Genomic DNA, 20,374 nt, shown 5'->3' with positions numbered 1-20,374 from the left:
AGGCAAGGGCCGGCAAGACAAAGGCGCTTGACTTGCATCAATCCTCCGCCATGGCGGGTCGCCGCTTCGGCCTCGCATGGCAGGACAATGCACGACATCCATCCACCCCATCACACTCTTCCACGCCATGACCCTGCTGCACACCACCATGATCATGCTGACCATCAGTTGCGGGCTGCTGCTGGTCGGCTTCTCGGCGCGCGAGTCGCGCTGGGGAATGCCGCTGATGATGGCCGGCGTCATCGGAGCCTTGTTCATCATCGTCTACAACATCTACGAGCTGACCTCCCGCGTGTAGCCAGCCCTTGGCCGATAATCACCGCCGTGAAGCCTGCCAGACCGCCGCTGGTGCAAGTCTCGAAAGAGCGCACTGGAGGAACGTCCGGACTGCACAGGACAGCGCAGGAGCTAACGGCTCTCCACCGCGAGGTGAGGATCAGAGCAACAGAGACGAGTTTGGGTGCGGGATGGGCCACGGGGTGTTCTGTGGATCGCCGGCGAAAGCCGGTGCCGTATGGCGCAAGCCAGGCGGTTTCCAGGCGAAAGCCTGGAAAATCCACAGCCACCTTGGGCACGTTCCGCGCCCAAGGTGAAACGGGCAATCTCTGCGCGCAGCAACACCAAGTAGGCCAGTGGTGAGGTGGTTCCGCTGAGCTGGCGGGTAGGTGGCATCGAGCCGTCTGGCGACAGGCGGCCCAGAGTAATGGCGGTCACGCCGGGGTGGACGCAAGAAAGCCCCGGCGCACAGAATCCGGCTTATCGGCAGGCTTCACACTTTTTTTCGGACGGCGGGCGGCTCCCCGCGCCCGTCCGCCGTGCTCAGCGCGCCGCGCAGAAGCCGAACTCGGCCATGGCGCCCGGGTTGAGGGTGGCGTTCCAGTCCACGCCGCGCGCCGCCAGGGTGGCGCCCGACTGCGTCCACACCGCGTTCCACAGGTTGTTGATCCGCCCCGATACCGCGAGCGTGACGTTCCACGCGCCCGCCGAGCCTCCCGTGTTGGTAATCTGCACGCGCTGGCAGTACCCCGCGCCCCAGTCGGTATCGACGATGGCGCGGGTGGTGAACTGCGCGGCTGGCGCTGGCGCTGGCGCCGGAGCTGGCGCCGGAGCCGGAGCCGGAGCCGGAGCCGGAGCCGGAGCCGGAGCCGGAGCCGGAGCCGGTGCTGGTGCTGGTGCTGGTGCTGGTGCTGGTGCTGGTGCCGGTGCTGGTGCCGGTGCCGGTGCGGGCGATGGGGACGGCGCCGGGGGCGCCGGAGCGGAGGTGCCGCCCGCAGCGGCCCATAGCGTTTCCAGCAGGTCCAGCTTGTCCTGGCGCAGCGTGGTCCAGTCGTCGCGCAGGATGCCGCCGGTGTCGCCGCTGTTGGGGTTCCATGACCAGTAGAAGCCGCTGGTCATCTTCTTGCCGACCAGGTAGCTGACCAGGGCCTTCTGCCATGGCAGGTCGCGCGCGTCGCCCTCGCCGTACTTGCCGCCGAACTCGCCGAGCAGCACCGTGTAGCCGCGGTCCACGAACTGGCCGAAGTGCTGCTCCCAGATCGCGGGCATGTTGGCGGGGAAGTCCGCGTCGTTGAAATAGCTCTGCACGTACACATCGGGCCCGTAGGCATGCGGCGCCAGCACCAGCCGGTCCGCCGGAATGTCGAGCAGCGTGCAGTTGAGCGGCTCCAGGTTGCCGCCCCACCAGTGGCCGCTGCCGTTGGAGCAGCCCGGGTTCTCGCCGATGCCGTTGACGAAGATGAGCCAGTGCGGTGCCTCGGCCAGCACCGCGGCGGCGGCGCGCTCTGCGGCCCGGTTCCAGTCGGTCGCGGCGTTGCCCGTGCCCCAGGTGGCGGCGCCGTGCGGCTCGTTCTTCAGGTCGATGCCGATCACGCCCGGGATGCCCGCGAACAGCGATGCGGCCAGCGTCAGGTCGGCAATCCACTGCTGCTCGCTGTAGGCGGGCGTGTACCAAAGGTCGGTGATGGTGGCGCAGTCGGGCGTGTGGTGGTCGAGCAGCACGTAGAAGCCCTGGGCGCTGAGTTCGCGCACGATCCTGTCCATGACCTGCACCGAATTCAGCCCCTGCAGGTCGGGGTTGCGCTGGTAGTCGATGCTGCCCGGCGATGCGCCGTGCAGCGACGCGGGGCAGAACGGCAGGCGCACGGCGTTGAAGCCCGCGTCCTTCATCTGCGCGATCTGGTCCTGCCAGTTGCGCGCCCACAGGCCGTGGACGACGTTGGTGTTGGTCTCGAACCCGAACCAGTTCACGCCGCGCAACTGCACGGGGCTGCCTTGCGCGTCGTAGACTTTTCCGTTGCTGGTCTGGTAGCCCCAGGCCGATCCGGCCAGCACCAGGGCTGCGGCGGCGGCGAGCGCCCGTTTCTTGAAGCACATGTCACAACTCCCCCGTGCAAACCGTTGCACGCTCCAGGCCGACTCTGACGCAAAAAGAGCGCCCGCCCGGCCCTGTTGGATGCGACCTGCGGTAATAGATGTTTCCATGTGTGCTGCACTGCAGCATCCCGCCGGTCAGCGCGCGGCGCACACCGGCGCATCGCCACGCTGCAGGGCGGCGGCGCGCTGCGCGGTGCCGGGGTGGCTGCTGAACAGCGCCGCCCAGTCGCCGCCGCTGCCGCTGCCGGCACGGCTGTGCGCATCGATGGCCAGCAGCAGATCGGCCATGGGCGCGGTCGGCAGTTGCGCGCGGCGCATCAGCGCCAGGGCGAAGCAGTCGGCCTCGGTCTCGTGGCTGCGCCGGTACGCCAGGCCCGTGAGCAGCGAGCCGCCCGTGGACAGCACGCTGGACACGTCGCCCAGCGCCAGCCCCAGGCCCACGTTGAGCACGCCCTGCTCGACCACCATGCGCGTGGTGTGCCGGTGCACCACATGGCCCATCTCGTGCGCCAGCACGCCGGCGAGCGCATCGTCGGGCAACCCTTCGCGCTCGGCGGCGCGCACCAGCGCATCGGTCATCACGATGCTGCCCCCCGGCAGCGCGAAGGCATTGGGCCCCATGCCCGAGCGGAATGCCAGCGAGAACTGCGGCGCGTAGCCCGGGTAGCGCTGCAGCCCGGGGCCGGCCTGCACGGCCAGCGCGTCGAAGCGCGCGCGCAATTCGGCCTGCCGCCCGGCGGGCAGGGTGCTGGGCCGCAGGTAGCCGCCGCCGTCCATGCTGTCGAGGGCGCGCGCGGCCATGCTTTGCTCCCACGCCAGCGGCACATGCCGCGTGAGCTGCGCCGCAGCCCAGGGCGTGCCCCAGCGGTAGAAGACCCACAGGCCCGCGATGGCCAGCGCCAGCACGGCGGCGAACAGGCGCCAGTGCGTCTGCATGCGCTCGGCCAGCCCGGCGCGGCCACCGGCGGCGCTCCAGGCGGCCTGCCAGGCGGCGGGGTCTTCCACCTCCAGCGTGCCGGCATCGCGCAAGTCCACCGCGATGCGCGCCGGGGCCGCCGCGCCGCCCCAGCGCGCGGGCCAGCCCACCGCGCGGTGCGCGAACACGCGCGCCGGCCCCGCCTGCGCGTCCAGCGGGTGCAGGTGCAGCGCGGGGCCGCGCGGCCCGCGCTGCAGGCGCAGCAGCACGGGCACGGGGCGGCTGCTCTGCCCATCGAACCAGCGGGCGCGCAGCAGCGGGCGCGCCGAATCGACTTCCCCCACCATCTCAACCTTGCTCATGGCTGCGCCACGCATGAAACTGGCACGACCACCCCAGGCCGACGGCTGCGGAGCCAGGCCATGCCAGGGCACCCGCGGAACCGGCTGTGCCGGGCCGCCGGTATCGCCCCCGGCGAGGGGGTTGGCGGCCACACGCAGTGGGCAAGCCTGGGGGAGTGTTTCACTTCAGTTGCTCCACCGCGCTGCGCGCGACCCGCATCGCATGAAACTGGCGCAGCCCAATGCCAGGGATACCGCGGAACCGGCTTTGCCGGGCCGCCGGTATCGCCCCCGGCGAGGGGGTTGGCGGCCACACGCAGTGGGCAAGCCTGGGGGAGTGCTCCATCTCAGCCGATGATGTCCAGGCCCACGGCGTCGGCGAGCGCGTCGCCCAGACCGCCGGCCTGCTGCCGCGCCAGCCGGCCCGCGATGCGGCCCAGGTCGCCCTTGGCGTAGAGCGTCACCGACTCGACCTTCATGCGGTACTCGCTGACGCGCGCGAACGGGCGGTAGAAGCCCAGCGTCAGCAGGGTGAGCACGATGTTCTTCAGCCGCAGCGCCACATAGGCGCCCGTGCGCAGGCGGGTCTTGAAGCGGACGATGTGGCTCACGCCGACGTTGTTCCAGACCAGTTGGAACATGCGCGCGTCGCGGTACGCGCGCGCCGGCGCCGAGGCCAGCACGAGCGCGAGGAAGAAGCCCAGGATGGCCAGCACGATGAACACGAAGAACACCAGCCCGGGCGGGCGCGTGCGGTGCATCAGCAGGCCCGAGCCGCCCGCCAGCGCCGCCACGATGGCGCCCACCGCCAGCACGCCGAGCACGAACACCGCCAGCGTTGCCAGCCACACGCGCACGAAGTCGCCGTACGCCGGCTTCCAGCGCCCGTGCTCGCTGCCAATGGAGGCGCGCAGGAAGAACAGGCTCTTGTAGTTGTATTCGAGCCGGATCAGGCACAGCACGCTCAGCGCCACCACGAGCGCCAGCAGGGCCCACACGGCGCCGGGCGTCTGGCGCACCAGGGGGCGGCCCTGCGGCGATTCGGGTGTCAGCATGCCGAAGGCCACCACCCAGACCACCCACAGCAGCGCCGCGGCGAACACCGGCCAGCTCGCGCGGTAGACCTCGCCCCAGCGCGTGCGCAACTGCAGCCGCAGCCCGCGCCAGCGCGTGGCGCTGAGCCGGAACCGCATGGCGCTGGCCCAGAAATACGGCGCCAGCGCAGCGCCACCCACCATGAAGAGGCTGACGGCCAGGTCCTGCCCCGTGTTGGCCGCGATCTTGAAGATGGCGTACAGCGCCACCAGCAGCAGGAAGCCGAACACCATGCGGCGCTGCTGGCCCGTGAATTCGAGCGGACTGCCCGCCACCTCAGTGTGGCTGTAGAAGTACTGGGCGGTGCGCCGCCGCGCCCAGGGCGTGTAGAACCCCAGCGTGACGATGCCCAGCAGCACGTTGACGATCCAGACGCGGAAGTACCCGCCGCCGCTGCCGGTGAAGCGCAGCGGCATCTGCTGGATGCCCTCCAGCAGCGGGCCGCCGCCCTGGCGCCCCATCCCCCCATCCGGCCCCGGTGCCGGACCCCGCGCGGCCATCTCCATGGTGATCCTTCTTCTGTGACTGGCGGGAGTTTAGACGGAGCGTGCGGAGTTGACGCAGGTCATGGCGGACCCGCCGACAGCGGCGTCTAATGCCGCAATGGCCCGCCGCCTGCGCTGCCGGGCCGCCTTTTCGATTCCATCCGTCCACCACTTATTGGAGTACCCATGTCCGCCACCATCCGCCGCCCCCTGCGCCAGCTCCTGGGCCTTTGCGCGCTGTCGCTCGCCGCCGGCCCCCTGTTCGCCGCCACCTGTGAGGTGGAGGTGGAGGCCAACGACGCCATGCAGTTCAACAAGCAGAGCATCGACGTCAGCAAGAGCTGCAAGGAATTCAAGGTCAAGCTCAAGCACGTCGGCAAGCTGCCGAAGTCCGCCATGGGCCACAACTGGGTGCTGGTCAAGGCCGCCGACATGCAGGGCGTGGCCAGCGACGGTCTGCCGGCGGGCCTGGACAAGGACTACCTCAAGCCCGGCGATGCGCGCGTGATCGCTCACACCAAGGTGCTCGGCCCGGGCGAATCCGACACCGCCACGATCCCCGTGGCCAAGCTGTCGACCACGGAGAGCTACGCCTTCTTCTGCTCGTTCCCCGGCCACTCGGTCGTCATGAAGGGCACGCTCAAGCTGGTGAATTGAGCACTCCCGCTGCGCGGCCTGCGGCGCGGCGGGTTTCGCGCGCCGCAGAGCGGCTACCCGGTATTGCCGGGCTCCAGCGCGCGGATGCGCTGCACATGCGCGAGCAGCGAGCGCGCGGCCACGGGCCACATGCGCGGCGGCACGTCGACGTAGGCGTGGGCCACCCAGTCGTCGAGGCTGCCTTCGGGCAGCGCCTGCATGGCGGCGACGATCTTGGCCTCGCGCCGCAAGCGGTGCGCCTTGAGCTGCGCAATGGCCTGCCGCGCCTCGCCCAGCACGTAGCCGTGCGCGGGCAGGATGAACCCGACGCCGTGCCGAGCGCATTGCGCGTCCAGCAGGTCCAGCGAATCGAGGTAGGCGGTCATGTCGCCATCGGGCGGGTCCACCACCGTGGTGCTGCCGTTGAGGATGTGGTCGCCGCTGAACAGCAGGCCGTCTTCCAGCAGCAGCAGGCACAGGTGGTTGGCCGCATGGCCCGGCGTGTGCAGCACCATCAGGGTATGGGTGTTTTTGCCCTCCATCGCCCGCCCCTCCAGCGTGAGAAGCTCCTCATTTCGTAGCATGCGGTCAGGCGAGAAGGCACTCGCGGCCCGCGCCGTGGGGGCCGATGGCAGACCCAGCACGGGCGGGCGCCAGCCCTTGTGGCGCTCCACCAGCGCCTGCAGCGGGCGGGCACCGGGCGCGTGGTCCGGGTGCGAGTGGGTGCAGACGATCATGCGGATGTCGCCGCCCGCGGCGTGCCACAGGCGCTCCTGGTGCGCGGGATCTTCGGGGCCGGGATCGATGGCGATGTAGCCGGTGTCCGGGTCGCCCACCAGGTAGCTGTTGGTGCCCGGCCCGGTCATCACGCCGGGGTTGGCGGCGGTGAGGCGCTGCACGTTCCTCAGCAGCGCCACGGGCTGCTCGTTCTGCCAGTCGAGCGCATGGGTGATCTGTCCGTCGGGGCACACCAGCGCCAACTCGCCGAAGGGCGGGTCGCTGTCCATGAAGCGCACCTCCTTGCCCGCCAGCAGGCCGGCGCGCGGGCAACTGATCCACAGCGGCTGCTCGCCCGCACAGGCCTGCAGCACCGCGTCCACCGAGGCGTAGGCCTGCAGCCGCTCCAGCGTGCGGATGGTCGGGAAGATCATGAAGAAGCCACCCGCCGCATGGCGCGCCAGCGCGTCCGCCGGGCGCACCCAGACGGGCTCGAACTGCTCGGCCTCGTCGGCCACGGGCACCTGGCCCGCGGGCATGCGGGCAACGAGGAAGGGCACGTCGAAGCGGCGCGGCAGGTCGCGGTCGGTGATCCAGTGGGCGAAGGAGAACACCGTGTCGGCCGCCAGCGTGAGTCCGTGCGTGGCGCACAGCGCGGCCAGCGGCGCGGCGCGGTCCAACTGCGCCACCAGCGCCGGGGCAACCGGGCTGCCGTCGCCCTGGCGGGCCAGCAGCACGCCCAGCTCCTCGAAGCTCTCGCGGATGGCGGCAATGGACTGGGTGAGCAGCAGGTCGCCCTGCGTGGGCCGGCGCGCGGCGAGCGCATGGCTGCGCGCGTCGGCCTCGTCGATGGCGCCGCCGGGAAACACATAGGCGCCGGGCACGAAGCTGGCCTGCGCGGAGCGCCGGGTCATCAGCACCTCGATGCCCGCAGGGGTGTCGCGCAGCAGCAGCACGGTGGCTGCCGCGCGCAGCGGTGCGGGTTCGCGCGCGGGGTGGAGCTGCTGGCTGGGGCGGGGCTGTACCATGGTCAAAGCATACTATGCCTGCAACCGTCCGACCACCAGCCGCAGCACGCGGTCGCAGCGCGCAGCCAGCGTGTCGTCGTGCGTGACCAGCACGAAGGCCGTGCCGTGCTCGCGCGCCAGCCGCAGCATCAACTCGAACACCTGGTCGGCGCTGCCGCGGTCGAGGTTGCCGGTGGGCTCGTCGGCCAGCACGCAGGCCGGCTGCGCGACCAGCGCGCGGGCAATGGCCACGCGCTGGCGTTCGCCGCCCGACAGCTCGGCGGGGCGGTGGTGCAGGCGCTCGGCCAGCCCCACCGCGGCCAGCATGCGCGCCGCCGCTGCGTGGCATTCGGCCAGCGGCTGGCGGCGGATGCGCAGCGGCATGGCCACGTTGTCCTGCGCGCTGAATTCGGGCAGCAGGTGGTGGAACTGGTAGACGAAGCCCAGGTAGCGGTTGCGCAGCCGGCCCTGGGCCGCCGCGTCCTGCCCGGCCAGCGGCTGGCCCATCAGCACCACGCTGCCGGCGCTGGGCGCGTCCAGCCCGCCGAGCAGGTGCAGCAGCGTGCTCTTGCCCGAGCCCGAGGCGCCGACGATGGCCAGCGTCTCGCCCGCGCGCACCTGCAGGTCCACGCCGTGCAGCACGGTCACGTCGAGCGGGCCTTCGCTGAAGCGCTTGGTCAGGCCGCTGGCCCGCAGCACCAAGGATTCCAAGCCTTTTTGGCCCGCAGCGCCCGTATCCATTGCGGCAGCAGCTATGCTATTCATAGCGAAGGGCCTCCGCTGGGTTGACGCGGCTGGCGCGCCAGCTCGGGTACAGCGTGGCCGCGAAGGCCAGCACCAGCGAGATGACGGCGATCGGCACGATGTCGCTGCGCTGCGGCTCGCTGGGCATCTTGCTGATGAGATAGATGTCCTTGGGCAGAAAGCTCGCGTGGAACAACTGCTCCAGCGCCGGCACGATGACGTCGATGTTGAAGGCCACCACGAGGCCCAGCGCCAACCCGGCGAGCGTGCCGATCACGCCCACCAGCGCGCCCTGCACCACGAAGATGCCCATGATGCTGGCCGGGCTGGCGCCCAGCGTGCGCAGGATGGCGATGTCGGCGCGCTTGTCGGTCACCGTCATCACCAGCGTGCTGACCAGGTTGAACGCGGCCACCGCGACGATCAGCGTGAGGATGATGAACATCATGCGTTTTTCCACCTGCACGGCGGCGAACCAGGTGCGGTTCTGCTGCGTCCAGTCGCGCACCAGCAAGTCGCCGCTCAGCGTGCCCGCCAGTTCATGCGCCACCTCCGGCGCCTGGTGCAGGTCGCGCAGCTTCAGCCGCACGCCCGAGGGGCCCTCGAGACGGAACATGCGCGCCGCGTCGTCGATGTGCATGAGCACCAGCGTGGCGTCGTACTCGTAGTGGCCCGAATCAAAGGTGCCCACCACCGTCATCTGCTTGAGGCGCGGCACCACGCCCGCGGGCGTGACCTGGCCGCCCGGCGCGATCAGCGTCACCTGGTCGCCCGCGCGCACGCCCAGCATGCGCGCCAGCTCGCGGCCCAGCACCACGCCGAAGCCGCCGGGCGACAGCCGCTCCAGCACGCGGCCCTGCGCGCCGGCGGCGATGTCGGTCACCTCGTGCTCCACGGCGGGGTCGATGCCGCGCACGATGGCGCCCTTCATGTCCTCGCCGCGCGCGATCAGCGCCTGGGTGGCGATGAAGGGCGCCGCGCCCACCACCTGCGGGTTGCGTCGCGCCTCGGCCTGCGTGCGGCCCGCATCGGGCAGCGCGGCGCCCTGCGGCGCGAAGATCTCGATGTGCGACACCACGCTGAGCATGCGGTCGCGCACCTCCTTCTGGAACCCGTTCATCACGCTGAGCACGATGATCAGCGCCGCCACGCCGAGCGCGATGCCCAGCATGGAGACGCCCGAGATGAAGGAGATGAAGCCATTGCGCCGCGTGGCGCGGCCCGCGCGGGTGTAGCGCCAGCCAACGGCGAGTTCGTAGGGGATTTGCATGGTGCGCGAAAACGGCCCGGGTCGGCATTCCTCCACCCCAGGCCGGAGCCGATTGTGGCATGGACGTGCAGCGCGGCGGCCCGCGCACGGCGCCTGCCACGCCTGTCACACATGGCTACTACGATGCGATGCACATCCGCTTACAGGCGCACTGCACCATGATTTCGGGGCCCCTGGATCACCCGCACAGTCCGACGCTGGCCATGGCCACCCGGTTCGACTGGAAGCGCGGCTGCGCCGGCGCCCTGCTGTGGGCCGTGGCGGCGGAACTGTGCCAGCCGTTCTCGTCCCTCGGGGTGGGCATGGGCCTGGTCTGGCCGCCCGACGGCATCGCCATCGGGCTGGTGCTGGCCTACGGGCCGCGCATGATGCCGGCCATCGGCGCGGGCGTGCTGCTCTGGCACGCGGCGCACGGCATCGGCGCCGCGCGCTCGCTCACCGGCTTCACTGCGCTGATGCTCACGATGGCCGCCGTCTGGTGGCTCGTGCGGCGCAGCCGCCAGCGGCCCGAGGACAACCCCGCCGCCGCCACGCTGCGCTACCACCTGCACACGGCGCTGGCCGCCGCGCTGCTGCTGACCGCCGCGGGCTCCTGGCAGTTCCTGCTGGGCGCGCACCCGCCCGACGTCCGGCTCGCGGACATCGCTGCGGTGATGTTCGTCTCGGAACTGTTCGGCGTGCTGCTGTTCTGCCGCCTCACCGAACTCGCCGTCCAGGCCCTGGACACGCCGGGGCAGCGGTTCCGGCTGGCGCTCGCGCCGTGGCAGGCCGCGTGGCTGCTGGCCTGGGCCGCAGTGGCCGCCGGCGCCCACCTGGGCGCCGCGGGCCACGGGCTGGACGCCGGGGCCTTGGCCCGGTACGTGGTCTTCGTCCTCGTCGCCTGGGCCGCCGGCCAGGGCGGCCCGCTGTTCGTCCACGCGGTCACGGCGCTGTCGGCCATCACCCTGCTCGCGCTCGCACCCGCAGGCGGCGACGCCACCCGGACCCTGCTGGAGCAGGCCGTGCTCGTGGTCTGCCTGGCCTGCCTCGGCTTCCTGGTCTGCGCCACGATGGAGCACCACCGGGCGATGGAGCGCCGGTTGCTCCAAGCCGCCAACCATGACCCGCTCACGGGCCTGCTCAACGAGCGCGGCCTGCTCGGCGCGCTGCGCACGCCGCAGGCGCGGCAGTACCTGCTGATCGGTGTCGTCGTGCGCAACCTCGACCAGATCGGCGAGTTGCTCGGCCTGCCCGCCAGCCGCGAGATCGAGCACGCTGTCGCCGACGTGCTGCGCGGTGCCCTGCCCGAGGCCCCGCTGCTCGCACGCCCGCATGGCGGCTTCTTCGTGGCCTGCGCACCCGCGGACGCGGACGCCGGGCACTGGTGCGCCCGGCTGCGCGCCCTGCTCGACGACCGCCGCTGGAGCCACGGCGACCGCAGCGTGCGCATCCAGGTCGCGGTGGCCGCGATGGCCCCGGGTGCCGAGGCCCAAGCGCACGAGGACGCGCTGGCCGCCCTGCTGCTGGCCTGCCAGATCGCAAGCGACATGCCGGGCGACGCGGCGGCGCGCGCCGCCGGCCACGCGCCCGGCGACCTCATGCGGGCGCGGCGCGCGCAGCTCGGGCGGCTCGAAGCCCTGAAGGAGGCGCTGCACGCCCCCGCGGCAGACCAGGCGGCACCGGGCCGCAGCGACCTCTGGCTCGCCTGCCAACCGATCCAGCGGGCCGAGTCCGACGCCGCCGGCGCCGGCGCGGAAGTGCTGCTGCGCTGGCGCACCGCCGACGGCGAGCCGGTAACGCCCGCCGACTTCCTGCCGCTGGCCGAGCGCCACGGCCTCATGCCGCAGGTGGACCGCTGGGTCGTCACCCAGACCGTGCAGGCGCTCACGGCCCACGCCGGCGCGGGCCTGGTACGCATGGGCCGGGTGGCGATCAACCTCTCGGGGGCATCGGTGTCGGACCCGCGGCTGCTGGACCACATCGTCACGGCGATCCGCGACGGCGGGCTGCCGGCCTCGCTGTTTTGCTTCGAGATCACCGAGACCGCCGGCATCACCCGTCCCGCAGAGGCGGCACAGTTGCTCGCCGGCCTGCGCGCGCTCGGCGCGGAAACCGCGCTCGACGACTTCGGCACGGGCCTGGCGAGCTTCGACTACCTCAAGTCGCTGCCGCTGGACATCGTGAAGATCGACGGGCGCTTCGTGCGCGACATCCTCACCGACCGCGTGGACCAGCGCATCGTGGCAGCCACCTGCGACGTGGCCCGCGCCCGGGGCCTGCGCACCGTCGCCGAATTCGTGGAAACGCCGCAGCAGCGCACGCTGCTGGCCGCCTACGGCGTGGACTACGTGCAGGGCTACGCCATCGCCCGGCCCCTGCCGCTGCGCGAGTACCTCGCCGGACTCTGACTCTGATACTCCGGGGCCGCACACCCGGCCCGGGCGGTGGCCGGGGCATCCAGGACATCCCGGACATCCCGGACAATAGGCCCCATGCCCGATCCGTGCCACCTGCTGATTCCCGGCGCCGTGCTGCCGCCCGGCCCCGACGGGGTCGCCAGCCTTGCGCCGGAGCTGCCGGAGCTGCCCGCGCTGCGCCAGTTGCTGCGCGTGCTGGCGCCCGGCGAGCGCATCGCGCTAGACGAGGACAGCCCCGCAATGCCGCACGAGGTCGCCGTGGCGCGCGCCATGGGCCTGCCCGGCGCGCCGGGGCACACCCCCTGGGCCGCGCTCGAAACCCGCACCGCGGGCCAGCCCTGCGCCTGGATCAAGGCCTGCCACTGGCAGATGGGCATGGACCACCTCGTCATGGCCGGGCCCGGTGCGCTGACGCTCGACACTGCCGCGTCGGACACGCTGCTGGCCGCCATGCAGCCCTACTTCGCGGAAGACGGCATCGCACTGCGCGCGTCGGCCATGCCTGGCGCCTGGCTGGCCGTGGGCGAGCCGCTGCGTCGCCTGCGCTGCGTGTCGATCGACCGCGTGGCGGGCCGCGACGTGAAGCCCTGGATCACCGGCCCGCAGGCCGACCGCTCGCCCGCCGCGCTGCTGCTGCAGCGGCTGCACAGCGAAATGCAGATGCTGTTCTACACCCTGCCGCTCAACGACGAGCGCATGCGCCAGGGCCTGCTGCCCGTCAACGCGTTCTGGGTCGTGGGCGCGGGCGCGCTCGACGCGCTGCCACCCGCGCGGCCCGGCTTCAAGGTGGAGCGCCGCCTGTACGCCGCCGCCGCAGAGCCCGCCGCACGCGCCCAGGCCTGGCGCGCGGTGGATGCCGATAGCTGCGCCTGGCTGCTGGCGCAGTCGCGGCAGGGCGCGCCGGTGCGGCTCACGCTGTGCGGCGAGCGCGCGGCGCAGAGCTTCGACACGCCGCCTGCCGCCGGCTGGTGGCAGCGGCTGAAGACAAGAATCAGCCCCCAGCGCAATACGGACCTGCTGCATACGCTATGAAAATCATTGCAAGAGACGTTCCGCCCCGCGCCGCCTGGGCGCTGGAGCAGGCCGGCGTACACCCCTTGCTGGCGCGACTGTTCGCCGCGCGCGGCGTCTATGGCGCCGACGAACTCGACGACGGCCTGGCCCGCCTGCTGCCGCCCGCCGGCCTGAAGGGCGCACCCGAGGCCGCCGCGCTGCTGGCCGACGCCATTGCGGCGGACCAGCGCATATGCATCGTGGCCGACTACGACTGCGACGGCGCCACCGCCTGCGCCGTCGCCGTGCGCGGCCTGCGGCTGCTGGGCGCGCGCCACGTCGACTACCTGGTGCCCGACCGCGTGGTGGACGGCTATGGGTTGACGCCCGCGATCGCCGGGCGCGTGAAGGCGCGCGGCGCCGATCTGCTGGTCACCGTGGACAACGGCATCGCCAGCGTGGACGGCGTGGCCGCGGCGCGCGCGCTGGGCCTGGCGGTGCTGGTCACCGACCACCACCTGCCCGGCGCGGAGCTGCCGGCCACGGACGTGACCGTCAACCCCAACCAGCCCGGCTGCGCATTCGAGAGCAAGGCCCTGGCCGGGGTGGGCGTGATGTTCTACGTGCTGCTGGCGCTGCGCGCCGAGCTGCGCCGGCGCGGCACGTTTTGCGAACTGCGGCTGCAGGGCCGGGGCGACGCGCAGGGCGCGCCCCCCCAGCCCAAGCTCGACAGCCTGCTGCCGCTGGTGGCGCTCGGCACCGTCGCCGACGTGGTGAAACTCGACGCCAACAACCGCCGCCTCGTGGCCCAGGGCCTGCGCCGCATCCGGGCGGGCGCGCTGCCAGCGGGGATGGCGGCGCTGTTCGCGGCGGCGGGTCGGCGCGCGCAGGCGGCCACCACCTTCGACTTCGGATTCGCCCTGGGCCCGCGCATCAACGCGGCGGGCCGGCTGGCCGACATGACCATCGGCATCGAATGCCTGCTGACCGACGACGCCACGCAGGCCGAGGCGCTGGCGCGCACGCTCGACGCCATCAACCGCGAGCGCCGCGAGATCGAGGGCGGCATGCGCGAGCAGGCCCTGTTGCTCGCCGAATCGCTGTTCGCGGAAGGCACGCCGCCACCGCCCGCCATCAGCGTGTTCGGCGCCGATTTCCACGAGGGCGTGGTCGGCATCGTGGCCTCGCGGCTCAAGGACCGGCTGCACCGGCCCGCCTTCGTGTTCGCCGCCAGCAGCGCGCCGGGGCGCGGGCACGAGCTGAAGGGCTCGGGCCGCTCTATCCCGGGCTTTCATCTGCGCGACGCACTGGACCTGGTGGCCAAGCGCCACCCGGGTGTGCTGCTGAAGTTCGGCGGCCATGCCATGGCTGCGGGCTGCACGGTGGCAGAGGCGCATTTCGCGGTCTTCGAGCAGGCCTTCGCGCAGGTGGCGCGCGAGTGGCTGGACGCGGCCACGCTCACGCGCCGGCTCGACACCGACGGCCCGCTGGCACCCGAATACCGCCGCCCCGACCTGGTGGACACGCTGCACCACGAGGTCTGGGGCCAGGGCTTCGCGCCGCCCGTGTTCAGCGAGGAAGTCGAGGTGCTGAGCCAGCGCCTGGTGGGCGAAAAGCACCTGGCGCTCAAGCTGCGCCACCAGGGCCAGCCGGTGGACGGCATCTGGTTCGGCCACACCGACCCGCTGCCCGCGCGGGTGACGCTGGCGTTCCGGCTGGACGCCGACGAGTGGCAGGGCCAGCGGCGCGTGCGCTTCCTCGTGGAAGGCGCGGAGCTGTAGCGCTTGGAAATTGCTATTGAAAACGTAGCTGCCAGCGCTTGTTTTACCTGCGCTGGAGGCACTTTCTACTATTGACAGAGTGGGTGTTCCAGTGCCGCCGCGCCGCGCATGCACCGGCACCCTAGAATGAATGCATGTCCACCCTGCCCATCAACGCCGACCTGCACTGCCACTCCGTGGTGTCCGACGGCACGCTGACGCCCGAGGAACTGGCAGCGCGCGCCCAGGCCAACGGCGTCACGCTGTGGGCGCTGACCGACCATGACGAGATCGGTGGCCAGCGCCGCGCCGCCGCCGCCGCGCGTGCGGCGGGCATCGGCTATCTCTCGGGCGTGGAAATTTCCGTCACCTTCGCAAGCGAAACGGTGCACATCGTGGGTCTGGGCTTCGATGCCGAAGACCCGCGCATGGCCCAGGGCCTGTTCGACACGCGCGGGGGTCGCGGCCAGCGCGCGCATGAGATAGCCGCGCAGCTCGCCGCCGTGGGCATTCCGGGCGCCTACGAGGGTGCGCTGAAGTACGTGGGCAACCCCGAGCTGATATCGCGCACGCATTTCGCGCGCTACCTGGTCGAAGCCGGCTTCTGCAAGGACACGGCGGAGGTCTTCCGCAAGTACCTGGCCGATGGCAAGCCCGGTTTCGTGCCGCACCGCTGGGCCAGCCTGCGCGACGCGGTGGCGTGGATCACGCAGGCCGGCGGCATGGCGGTGATCGCACACCCGGGGCGCTACAAGTTGACGGCCAACGAAGAGTACGCGCTGTTCACCGAATTCAAGGCCCATGGCGGCCAGGGCGTGGAGGTGGTTACCGGCAGCCACACGCCCGCCGAATACGCGACCTACGCCGGCATGGCGCGCGAATTCGGCTTGGCCGCATCGCGCGGCAGCGACTTTCACAGCCCCGACGAATCGCATACCGACCTGGGGCAGTTGCCGCCGCTGCCCGATGGCCTGACGCCCGTCTGGACCTTGCTGGCCGACCGCATCCAGCATTGACCCGGGCCCATGGCGCAGTACTTCGAGGTCCATCCCGACAACCCCCAGCCGCGCCTGCTGCGCCAGGCCGCCGAGCTGATCGCCCACGGCGGCGTGGCCGCCGTACCCACGGATTCGAGCTACGCGCTGGTCTGCCGGCTCGACGACAAGGCCGCCGCGGACCGGCTGCGCCGCATCCGCCAGATGGACGAGAAGCACCACCTCACGCTGCTGTGCCGCGACCTGGCCGAACTGGCGGGCTACGCGCGCGTGGACAACCGGCAGTACCGGCTGCTCAAGCTCGCCACGCCCGGCCCCTACACCTTCATCCTGGACGCCACCAAGGAAGTGCCGCGCCGCGTGAGCCACCCGCAGCGCAAGACCATCGGCCTGCGCGTGCCCGACCGCAAGGGCCTGCAGATACTGCTGGGGCTGCTGGGCGCGCCGCTGCTGGCCACCACGCTGATTCCTGCCGGCGAGAGCGAGCCGCTCAACGACCCGCAGGAGATCCGCGCCCGCTACGAGCACCAGATCGACGCGGTGGTCGATGCCGGCGCCTGCCCGCACGAGCCCACCACGGTGATCGACCTCACGCCCATGGAAAGCGGCGGCGAGCCGGTGCTCGTGCGCCAGGGGCGCGGCAGCCTCGAAGCCCTGGGGCTCTAATAGTTCGCCAGGCGCGAGGCGGCGTGCGGGGGCTCGTCATCGTCGAGCTTGAACGCGCCCACGGCCTGCTGCAGGTCGCGCGCGCGCCCGGCGAGGGCCGACGCGGCCTGCGCCGCCTGCTGCACCAGGGATGCATTCTGCTGGGTGGCGCCGTCCATGTGGGCCACGGCCTGGTTGACGTGGGCGATGTCCTCGCTCTGCGCCTGCAGCGCCTGCGATATTTCGCCCAGCAGCGTGCTCACCTGGCCCACGGCGCGCACGATCTCCTCCATGGTCTTGCCGGCCTGGCCCACCAGGCCCGCGCCGCTTTCCACCTGCTCCACCGACTGCTGGATCAGTGCCTTGATCTCGCGCGCGGCCACGGCGCTGCGCTGCGCGAGGTTGCCCACCTCGCTGGCCACCACAGCGAAGCCCCGGCCCTGCTCGCCCGCGCGCGCGGCCTCGACGGCGGCGTTGAGTGCCAGGATGTTGGTCTGGAACGCGATGCCTTCGATGACCTGGATGATGTCCACGATGCGGTGCGAACTGCCGCTGATGGCCTGCATGGTCTGCACCACCTCGCCCACCACGGCGCCGCCGCGCCCGGCCGTGGCCGAGGCGTCAACGGCCAGGCCGCTGGCCGAGCGCGCTCGCCCGGCGTTCTCGCGCACGGTGGCGGTGAGCTGATCCATGCTGGACACGGTATCGGCCAGCGCGCCCGCCTGCTCGCGCGTGCGGCGCGCGAGGTCGCCGTTGCCGGCGTCGATCTCGCCGGCGGAGACGACGATCGCGTCGCTCGACTGCTTGATGCGCGCCACCAGTTCGGTGAGGGTGTCCTCCATGGTGCCGAGCGCGCCGAGCAGGCGTCCGAAGTCGCCCTCCAGGTCGGTGGAGAATTCCTGGCTCAGGTCGCCCGCGGCCACGGTCTCGGCGATCAGGATGGCCTGGCCGAGTGGGCGCACGATGCCGTTGCGCAGCAGCACGAAGGCCGCCAGCGCCACCACGAGCACGGCGCCCCCCAGCCCCGCGATCCACAGCCGCACGCTCGCCAGCCTGTCCTCGGCGCCCGCGAGCGCGGCCTGGAGCGCGGCGTGATGCCCCTCGGGCAGGCCGCCGATGCGCAGGGCCGCGTGGTGCGCCTCCTGTACCTGGCCGATGCCCGCGAGCGCCACGGCTATCAGCGCCACGGCTATCAGCGCCAGCGCGCCGAACGCCATCACCAGGCGTGTCCCAATCTGCAGTCGGCCCCATCTCATGGCGTCATCTCCTTTTATCCTGGAAACGGCAGTTGGATGCGCCTGCCGGTGCCGTGATCGGGGTGCCAGGCAAGACGCGACGACGCGGCGGGCTACTGCCCGCAAGGAGGAGCAACGCCGCATGGCGCGCCGAGCGCGGTGCTGGCAGGTGCATAGCGCTCTCACCCACGAGGCGAACCCCATCGAAGCCGTCAACGCTCGATTTCATGCGGCCTGGCAAGGGATACGAAGCGGTCAACTGCTGTTTCCAGGTTTATATGCCGTTATTTGCATGCCGCGTTCGCGTCCAGGCACCCGGTCTCGGACGAGCGATCCTACCAACGATTTGTCCCTGCCCGCCGCAGGACCGGAGCGCCGGCGTGGCCCGTCAGTCAGTCTGAGACAATCCGGGGGTGGACTTATCCTCTCTCATCCAAACCGTACTCATCTATGCCCTGCCCGTGCTGTTCGCGATCACGCTGCATGAAGCCGCGCATGGCTACGTGGCCCGGCACTTCGGCGACGACACCGCCTACGTGCAGGGGCGCGTGACGCTCAACCCCATCAAGCACATCGACCCCATCGGCACCATCGCGATGCCGCTGCTGCTGTACTTCGCCACCTCTGGCACCTTCCTGTTCGGCTACGCCAAGCCGGTGCCGGTCAACTTCGGCCGCCTGCGCCACCCCAAGCGCGACATGGTCTGGGTGGCGCTGGCGGGGCCGGCGTCCAACTTCGTGCAGGCGCTGCTCTGGGCCGTGCTGCTGGTCGTGCTGGCCGCGCTGGGCGTGCAGGAGCGCTTCTTCATCGAGATGGCGCGCGCGGGCATCCTGACCAACCTCGTCATGTGGGCCTTCAACCTGTTCCCGCTGCCGCCGCTCGACGGCGGGCGCGTGCTCGTGGGCCTGCTGCCGTGGAAGCAGGCGCAGTTCGTCTCGCGCATCGAGCCCTACGGCTTCTTCATCGTCATGGGGCTGGTCATCGCGGGCGTCGTGGGTACGCTGTGGCTGCGGCCCCTGATAACCGTGGGCTACGCGGCGCTGAACCTGCTGCTCGTGCCGCTGCGGCTGCTGCTCGGCTGACGCGCGCCCTCTTTCTTTCGCAGAGATTGTCCCGACACCATGAGTCCCACCCGCTTCCTGACCGGCATCACCACCACGGGCACGCCGCACCTGGGCAACTACGTCGGCTCCATCCGCCCGTCGGTGGCGGCGAGCCGCGCGCCCGGTGTGCAGAGCTTCTACTTCCTGGCCGACTACCACGCGCTCATCAAGTGCGACGACCCGGCGCGCATCCAGCGCTCCACGCTGGAGATCGCCGCGAGCTGGCTGGCCGCCGGGCTCGACCCCGAGCGCGTGACGTTCTACCGCCAGTCCGACATCCCCGAGATTCCCGAGCTCACCTGGCTGCTGACCTGCGTGACGGGCAAGGGTCTGCTCAACCGCGCCCACGCCTACAAGGCCGCAGTGGACAGGAACAACGCCGCCGGCGAGGACCCCGACGCCGACGTGACCGCGGGCCTGTTCATGTACCCGGTGCTGATGGGCGCGGACATCCTGATGTTCCGCGCCCACAAGGTGCCCGTGGGGCGCGATCAGATCCAGCACATCGAGATGGCGCGCGACATGGCGCAGCGCTTCAACCACCTGTACGGCGAGCACCTGGTGCCGCCCGAAGCGGCGATCGAGGAGAACGTGGCCACGCTGCCCGGCCTCGATGGCCGCAAGATGAGCAAGAGCTACGACAACACCATTCCACTCTCGACGCCGCGCGCGCAGTTGCACCGGCTCGTGGCCGGCATCGTGACCGACTCGCGCGCCCCCGGCGAGCCCAAGGAGGTGGAAGGCTCGGCGCTGTTCCAGATCTACCAGGCCTTCGCGTCGGAAGAGGAAACCGCGGCGCTGCGCCAGGCCTATGCCGACGGCATCGCGTGGGGCGACGCCAAGCAGTTGCTGGTGGAGCGCGTGGAGCGCGAGATCGCCCCGCTGCGCACGCGCTACGAAGCGCTGATCGCCGACCCGCGGCGCATCGAGGCCATCCTGCAGGCCGGCGCGGCCAAGGCGCGCGCCATCGCCACGCCTTTCATGCGCACGCTGCGCGAAGCCGTGGGCCTGCGCAGCCTGGCGCTGGGCGCCGTGCCGGCACAACCCGCCACCAAGGCCGCCAAGGCGGCGCTGCCGGCCTTCAAGCAGTACCGCGAGAGCGACGGCAAGTTCTACTTCAAGCTCGTGTCGCCACATGGCAAGGTGCTGCTGCAGAGCCTGGCTTTCGATTCGCCGCGCGAGGCGGGCCAGTGCATCGCGGACCTGCAGCAGCAGGGCCTGGAAGCCGCCACGGGCCGGCTGGCACCCGTGGCCGACGCCACGCCCGGCGAGATCGCCGACGCGCTGCGGGCGCTGCAGTCCGCCGCGGACTGAGGCGCGCACCGCCCCGCCGACAAGGCTTACCAATTCTCACCGCTGCCGCACGCATGCCGCATTGCGGCGCGGCGCCGCCATGTCCATAATGGGATTCACCATGGACGCTGACGATCCACGTCTCCAAGAACTGGCTGCCGCCGTCGCAGCGGCCATTGCCGCGCTGGATGAACTGACCTTCGTGCTGCACACGGCCTGCGATTCGGCCGAGGCCCGGCAGGCGTGGCAAGTGGCCACCGACGCGCTGCGGCGTGCAAGCGCGGCCCGACCCGCCGGCACCCCTGCTGAAGCGCGCTGAGATAAATGAGCGCTAAAAAGCGCGATAAATGGCACATGTCTTTGTTTTCGC

17 protein-coding genes and 1 other RNA gene are annotated in these 20,374 nt (G+C 71.3%); 11 read left to right on the top strand and 7 right to left on the bottom strand.

All coding sequences use genetic code 11. From position 1 onward, the window contains the following. The first annotated feature begins 127 nt into the window (after positions 1–127). Positions 128–298, top strand: a complete 171-nt coding sequence (locus PY257_RS01625) for a hypothetical protein (RefSeq protein ID WP_275738097.1) — start codon at positions 128–130, stop codon at positions 296–298. 28 nt (positions 299–326) lie between these two features. Then, positions 327–775, top strand: an RNA gene (rnpB, locus tag PY257_RS01620) — RNase P RNA component class A. Between the two features lie 44 nt (positions 776–819). On the opposite strand, the gene PY257_RS01615 is transcribed toward rnpB, so the two are convergent. The 3 genes from PY257_RS01615 to PY257_RS01605 all read right to left on the bottom strand — a co-directional run bounded on the left by PY257_RS01615 (position 820) and on the right by PY257_RS01605 (position 5,186). Beyond that, the gene (locus PY257_RS01615; protein ID WP_275738095.1) at positions 820–2,373 is read right to left on the bottom strand and encodes a cellulase family glycosylhydrolase; all 1,554 of its coding nucleotides are present in this window, start codon (positions 2,371–2,373) and stop codon (positions 820–822) included. 135 nt (positions 2,374–2,508) lie between these two features. Continuing rightward, positions 2,509–3,651: a M48 family metallopeptidase gene (locus PY257_RS01610; RefSeq protein ID WP_275738093.1), complete on the bottom strand. Its 1,143-nt coding sequence runs from the start codon at positions 3,649–3,651 to the stop codon at positions 2,509–2,511. Positions 3,652–3,977: 326 nt separating this feature from the next. Beyond that, positions 3,978–5,186 carry a YjgN family protein gene (locus tag PY257_RS01605; protein WP_275738124.1) on the bottom strand — a complete coding sequence of 403 codons (1,209 nt, stop codon included), beginning with the start codon at positions 5,184–5,186 and terminating at the stop codon, positions 3,978–3,980. 210 nt (positions 5,187–5,396) lie between these two features. Here PY257_RS01605 and azu point away from each other — a divergent pair, with 210 nt between their 5' ends. Further along, positions 5,397–5,867 carry an azurin gene (azu, locus tag PY257_RS01600; RefSeq protein WP_275738091.1) on the top strand — a complete coding sequence of 157 codons (471 nt, stop codon included), beginning with the start codon at positions 5,397–5,399 and terminating at the stop codon, positions 5,865–5,867. A 53-nt stretch (positions 5,868–5,920) separates the two neighbouring features. Here azu and PY257_RS01595 read toward each other — a convergent pair whose 3' ends face one another. The 3 genes from PY257_RS01595 to PY257_RS01585 are packed head-to-tail and all read right to left on the bottom strand — an operon-like array spanning position 5,921 to position 9,584. Beyond that, a complete protein-coding gene (locus tag PY257_RS01595) occupies positions 5,921–7,591 on the bottom strand; it encodes an MBL fold metallo-hydrolase (protein WP_275738089.1) in 1,671 nt (556 codons plus the stop codon). 12 nt (positions 7,592–7,603) lie between these two features. After that, entirely contained in the window at positions 7,604–8,311 is a 708-nt protein-coding gene (locus tag PY257_RS01590) for an ABC transporter ATP-binding protein (protein ID WP_275738122.1), read from the bottom strand. A gap of 16 nt (positions 8,312–8,327) precedes the next feature. Next, entirely contained in the window at positions 8,328–9,584 is a 1,257-nt protein-coding gene (locus tag PY257_RS01585) for a lipoprotein-releasing ABC transporter permease subunit (protein WP_275738087.1), read from the bottom strand. Between the two features lie 158 nt (positions 9,585–9,742). On the opposite strand from PY257_RS01585, the gene PY257_RS01580 reads away from it, so the two are divergent. The 5 genes from PY257_RS01580 to PY257_RS01560 all read left to right on the top strand — a co-directional run bounded on the left by PY257_RS01580 (position 9,743) and on the right by PY257_RS01560 (position 16,394). Next, positions 9,743–11,971, top strand: a complete 2,229-nt coding sequence (locus PY257_RS01580; RefSeq protein ID WP_275738085.1) for an EAL domain-containing protein — start codon at positions 9,743–9,745, stop codon at positions 11,969–11,971. An 84-nt stretch (positions 11,972–12,055) separates the two neighbouring features. Continuing rightward, positions 12,056–13,012, top strand: coding sequence for a phosphoglycerate mutase (locus tag PY257_RS01575; RefSeq protein WP_275738083.1), 957 nt, complete (start codon positions 12,056–12,058; stop codon positions 13,010–13,012). After that, on the top strand, positions 13,009–14,754 hold the full coding sequence (recJ, locus tag PY257_RS01570; protein WP_275738081.1) for a single-stranded-DNA-specific exonuclease RecJ: 1,746 nt from the start codon (positions 13,009–13,011) through the stop codon (positions 14,752–14,754). The genes PY257_RS01575 and recJ overlap by 4 nt, the downstream gene beginning before the upstream one ends. A 134-nt stretch (positions 14,755–14,888) precedes the next feature. Then, a complete protein-coding gene (locus PY257_RS01565) occupies positions 14,889–15,749 on the top strand; it encodes a 3',5'-nucleoside bisphosphate phosphatase (protein ID WP_275738079.1) in 861 nt (286 codons plus the stop codon). A 9-nt stretch (positions 15,750–15,758) separates the two neighbouring features. Then, positions 15,759–16,394 (top strand): L-threonylcarbamoyladenylate synthase, encoded by a 636-nt coding sequence (locus PY257_RS01560; protein ID WP_275738077.1) that lies wholly within the window; start codon positions 15,759–15,761, stop codon positions 16,392–16,394. On the opposite strand, the gene PY257_RS01555 is transcribed toward PY257_RS01560, so the two are convergent. Then, on the bottom strand, positions 16,391–17,629 hold the full coding sequence (locus tag PY257_RS01555; protein WP_275738075.1) for a methyl-accepting chemotaxis protein: 1,239 nt from the start codon (positions 17,627–17,629) through the stop codon (positions 16,391–16,393). The genes PY257_RS01560 and PY257_RS01555 overlap by 4 nt on opposite strands. Before the next feature lie 392 nt (positions 17,630–18,021). On the opposite strand from PY257_RS01555, the gene PY257_RS01550 reads away from it, so the two are divergent. The 3 genes from PY257_RS01550 to PY257_RS01540 all read left to right on the top strand — a co-directional run bounded on the left by PY257_RS01550 (position 18,022) and on the right by PY257_RS01540 (position 20,323). Further along, the gene (locus PY257_RS01550) at positions 18,022–18,690 is read left to right on the top strand and encodes a site-2 protease family protein (protein WP_275738073.1); all 669 of its coding nucleotides are present in this window, start codon (positions 18,022–18,024) and stop codon (positions 18,688–18,690) included. Positions 18,691–18,729: 39 nt separating this feature from the next. Next, on the top strand, positions 18,730–20,025 hold the full coding sequence (locus PY257_RS01545) for a tryptophan--tRNA ligase (protein WP_275738071.1): 1,296 nt from the start codon (positions 18,730–18,732) through the stop codon (positions 20,023–20,025). A gap of 100 nt (positions 20,026–20,125) precedes the next feature. Then, positions 20,126–20,323, top strand: coding sequence for a hypothetical protein (locus tag PY257_RS01540; RefSeq protein WP_275738069.1), 198 nt, complete (start codon positions 20,126–20,128; stop codon positions 20,321–20,323). The last annotated feature ends 51 nt before the right edge of the window (positions 20,324–20,374 follow it).

Origin of the sequence: Curvibacter soli, assembly GCF_029211125.1 — a bacterium.
GTDB classification, from domain to species: domain Bacteria; phylum Pseudomonadota; class Gammaproteobacteria; order Burkholderiales; family Burkholderiaceae_C; genus Curvibacter_A; species Curvibacter_A soli.
The sequence above is the reverse complement of the archived record's forward strand: the minus strand, read 5'-3'. Positions and strand labels throughout refer to the sequence as shown.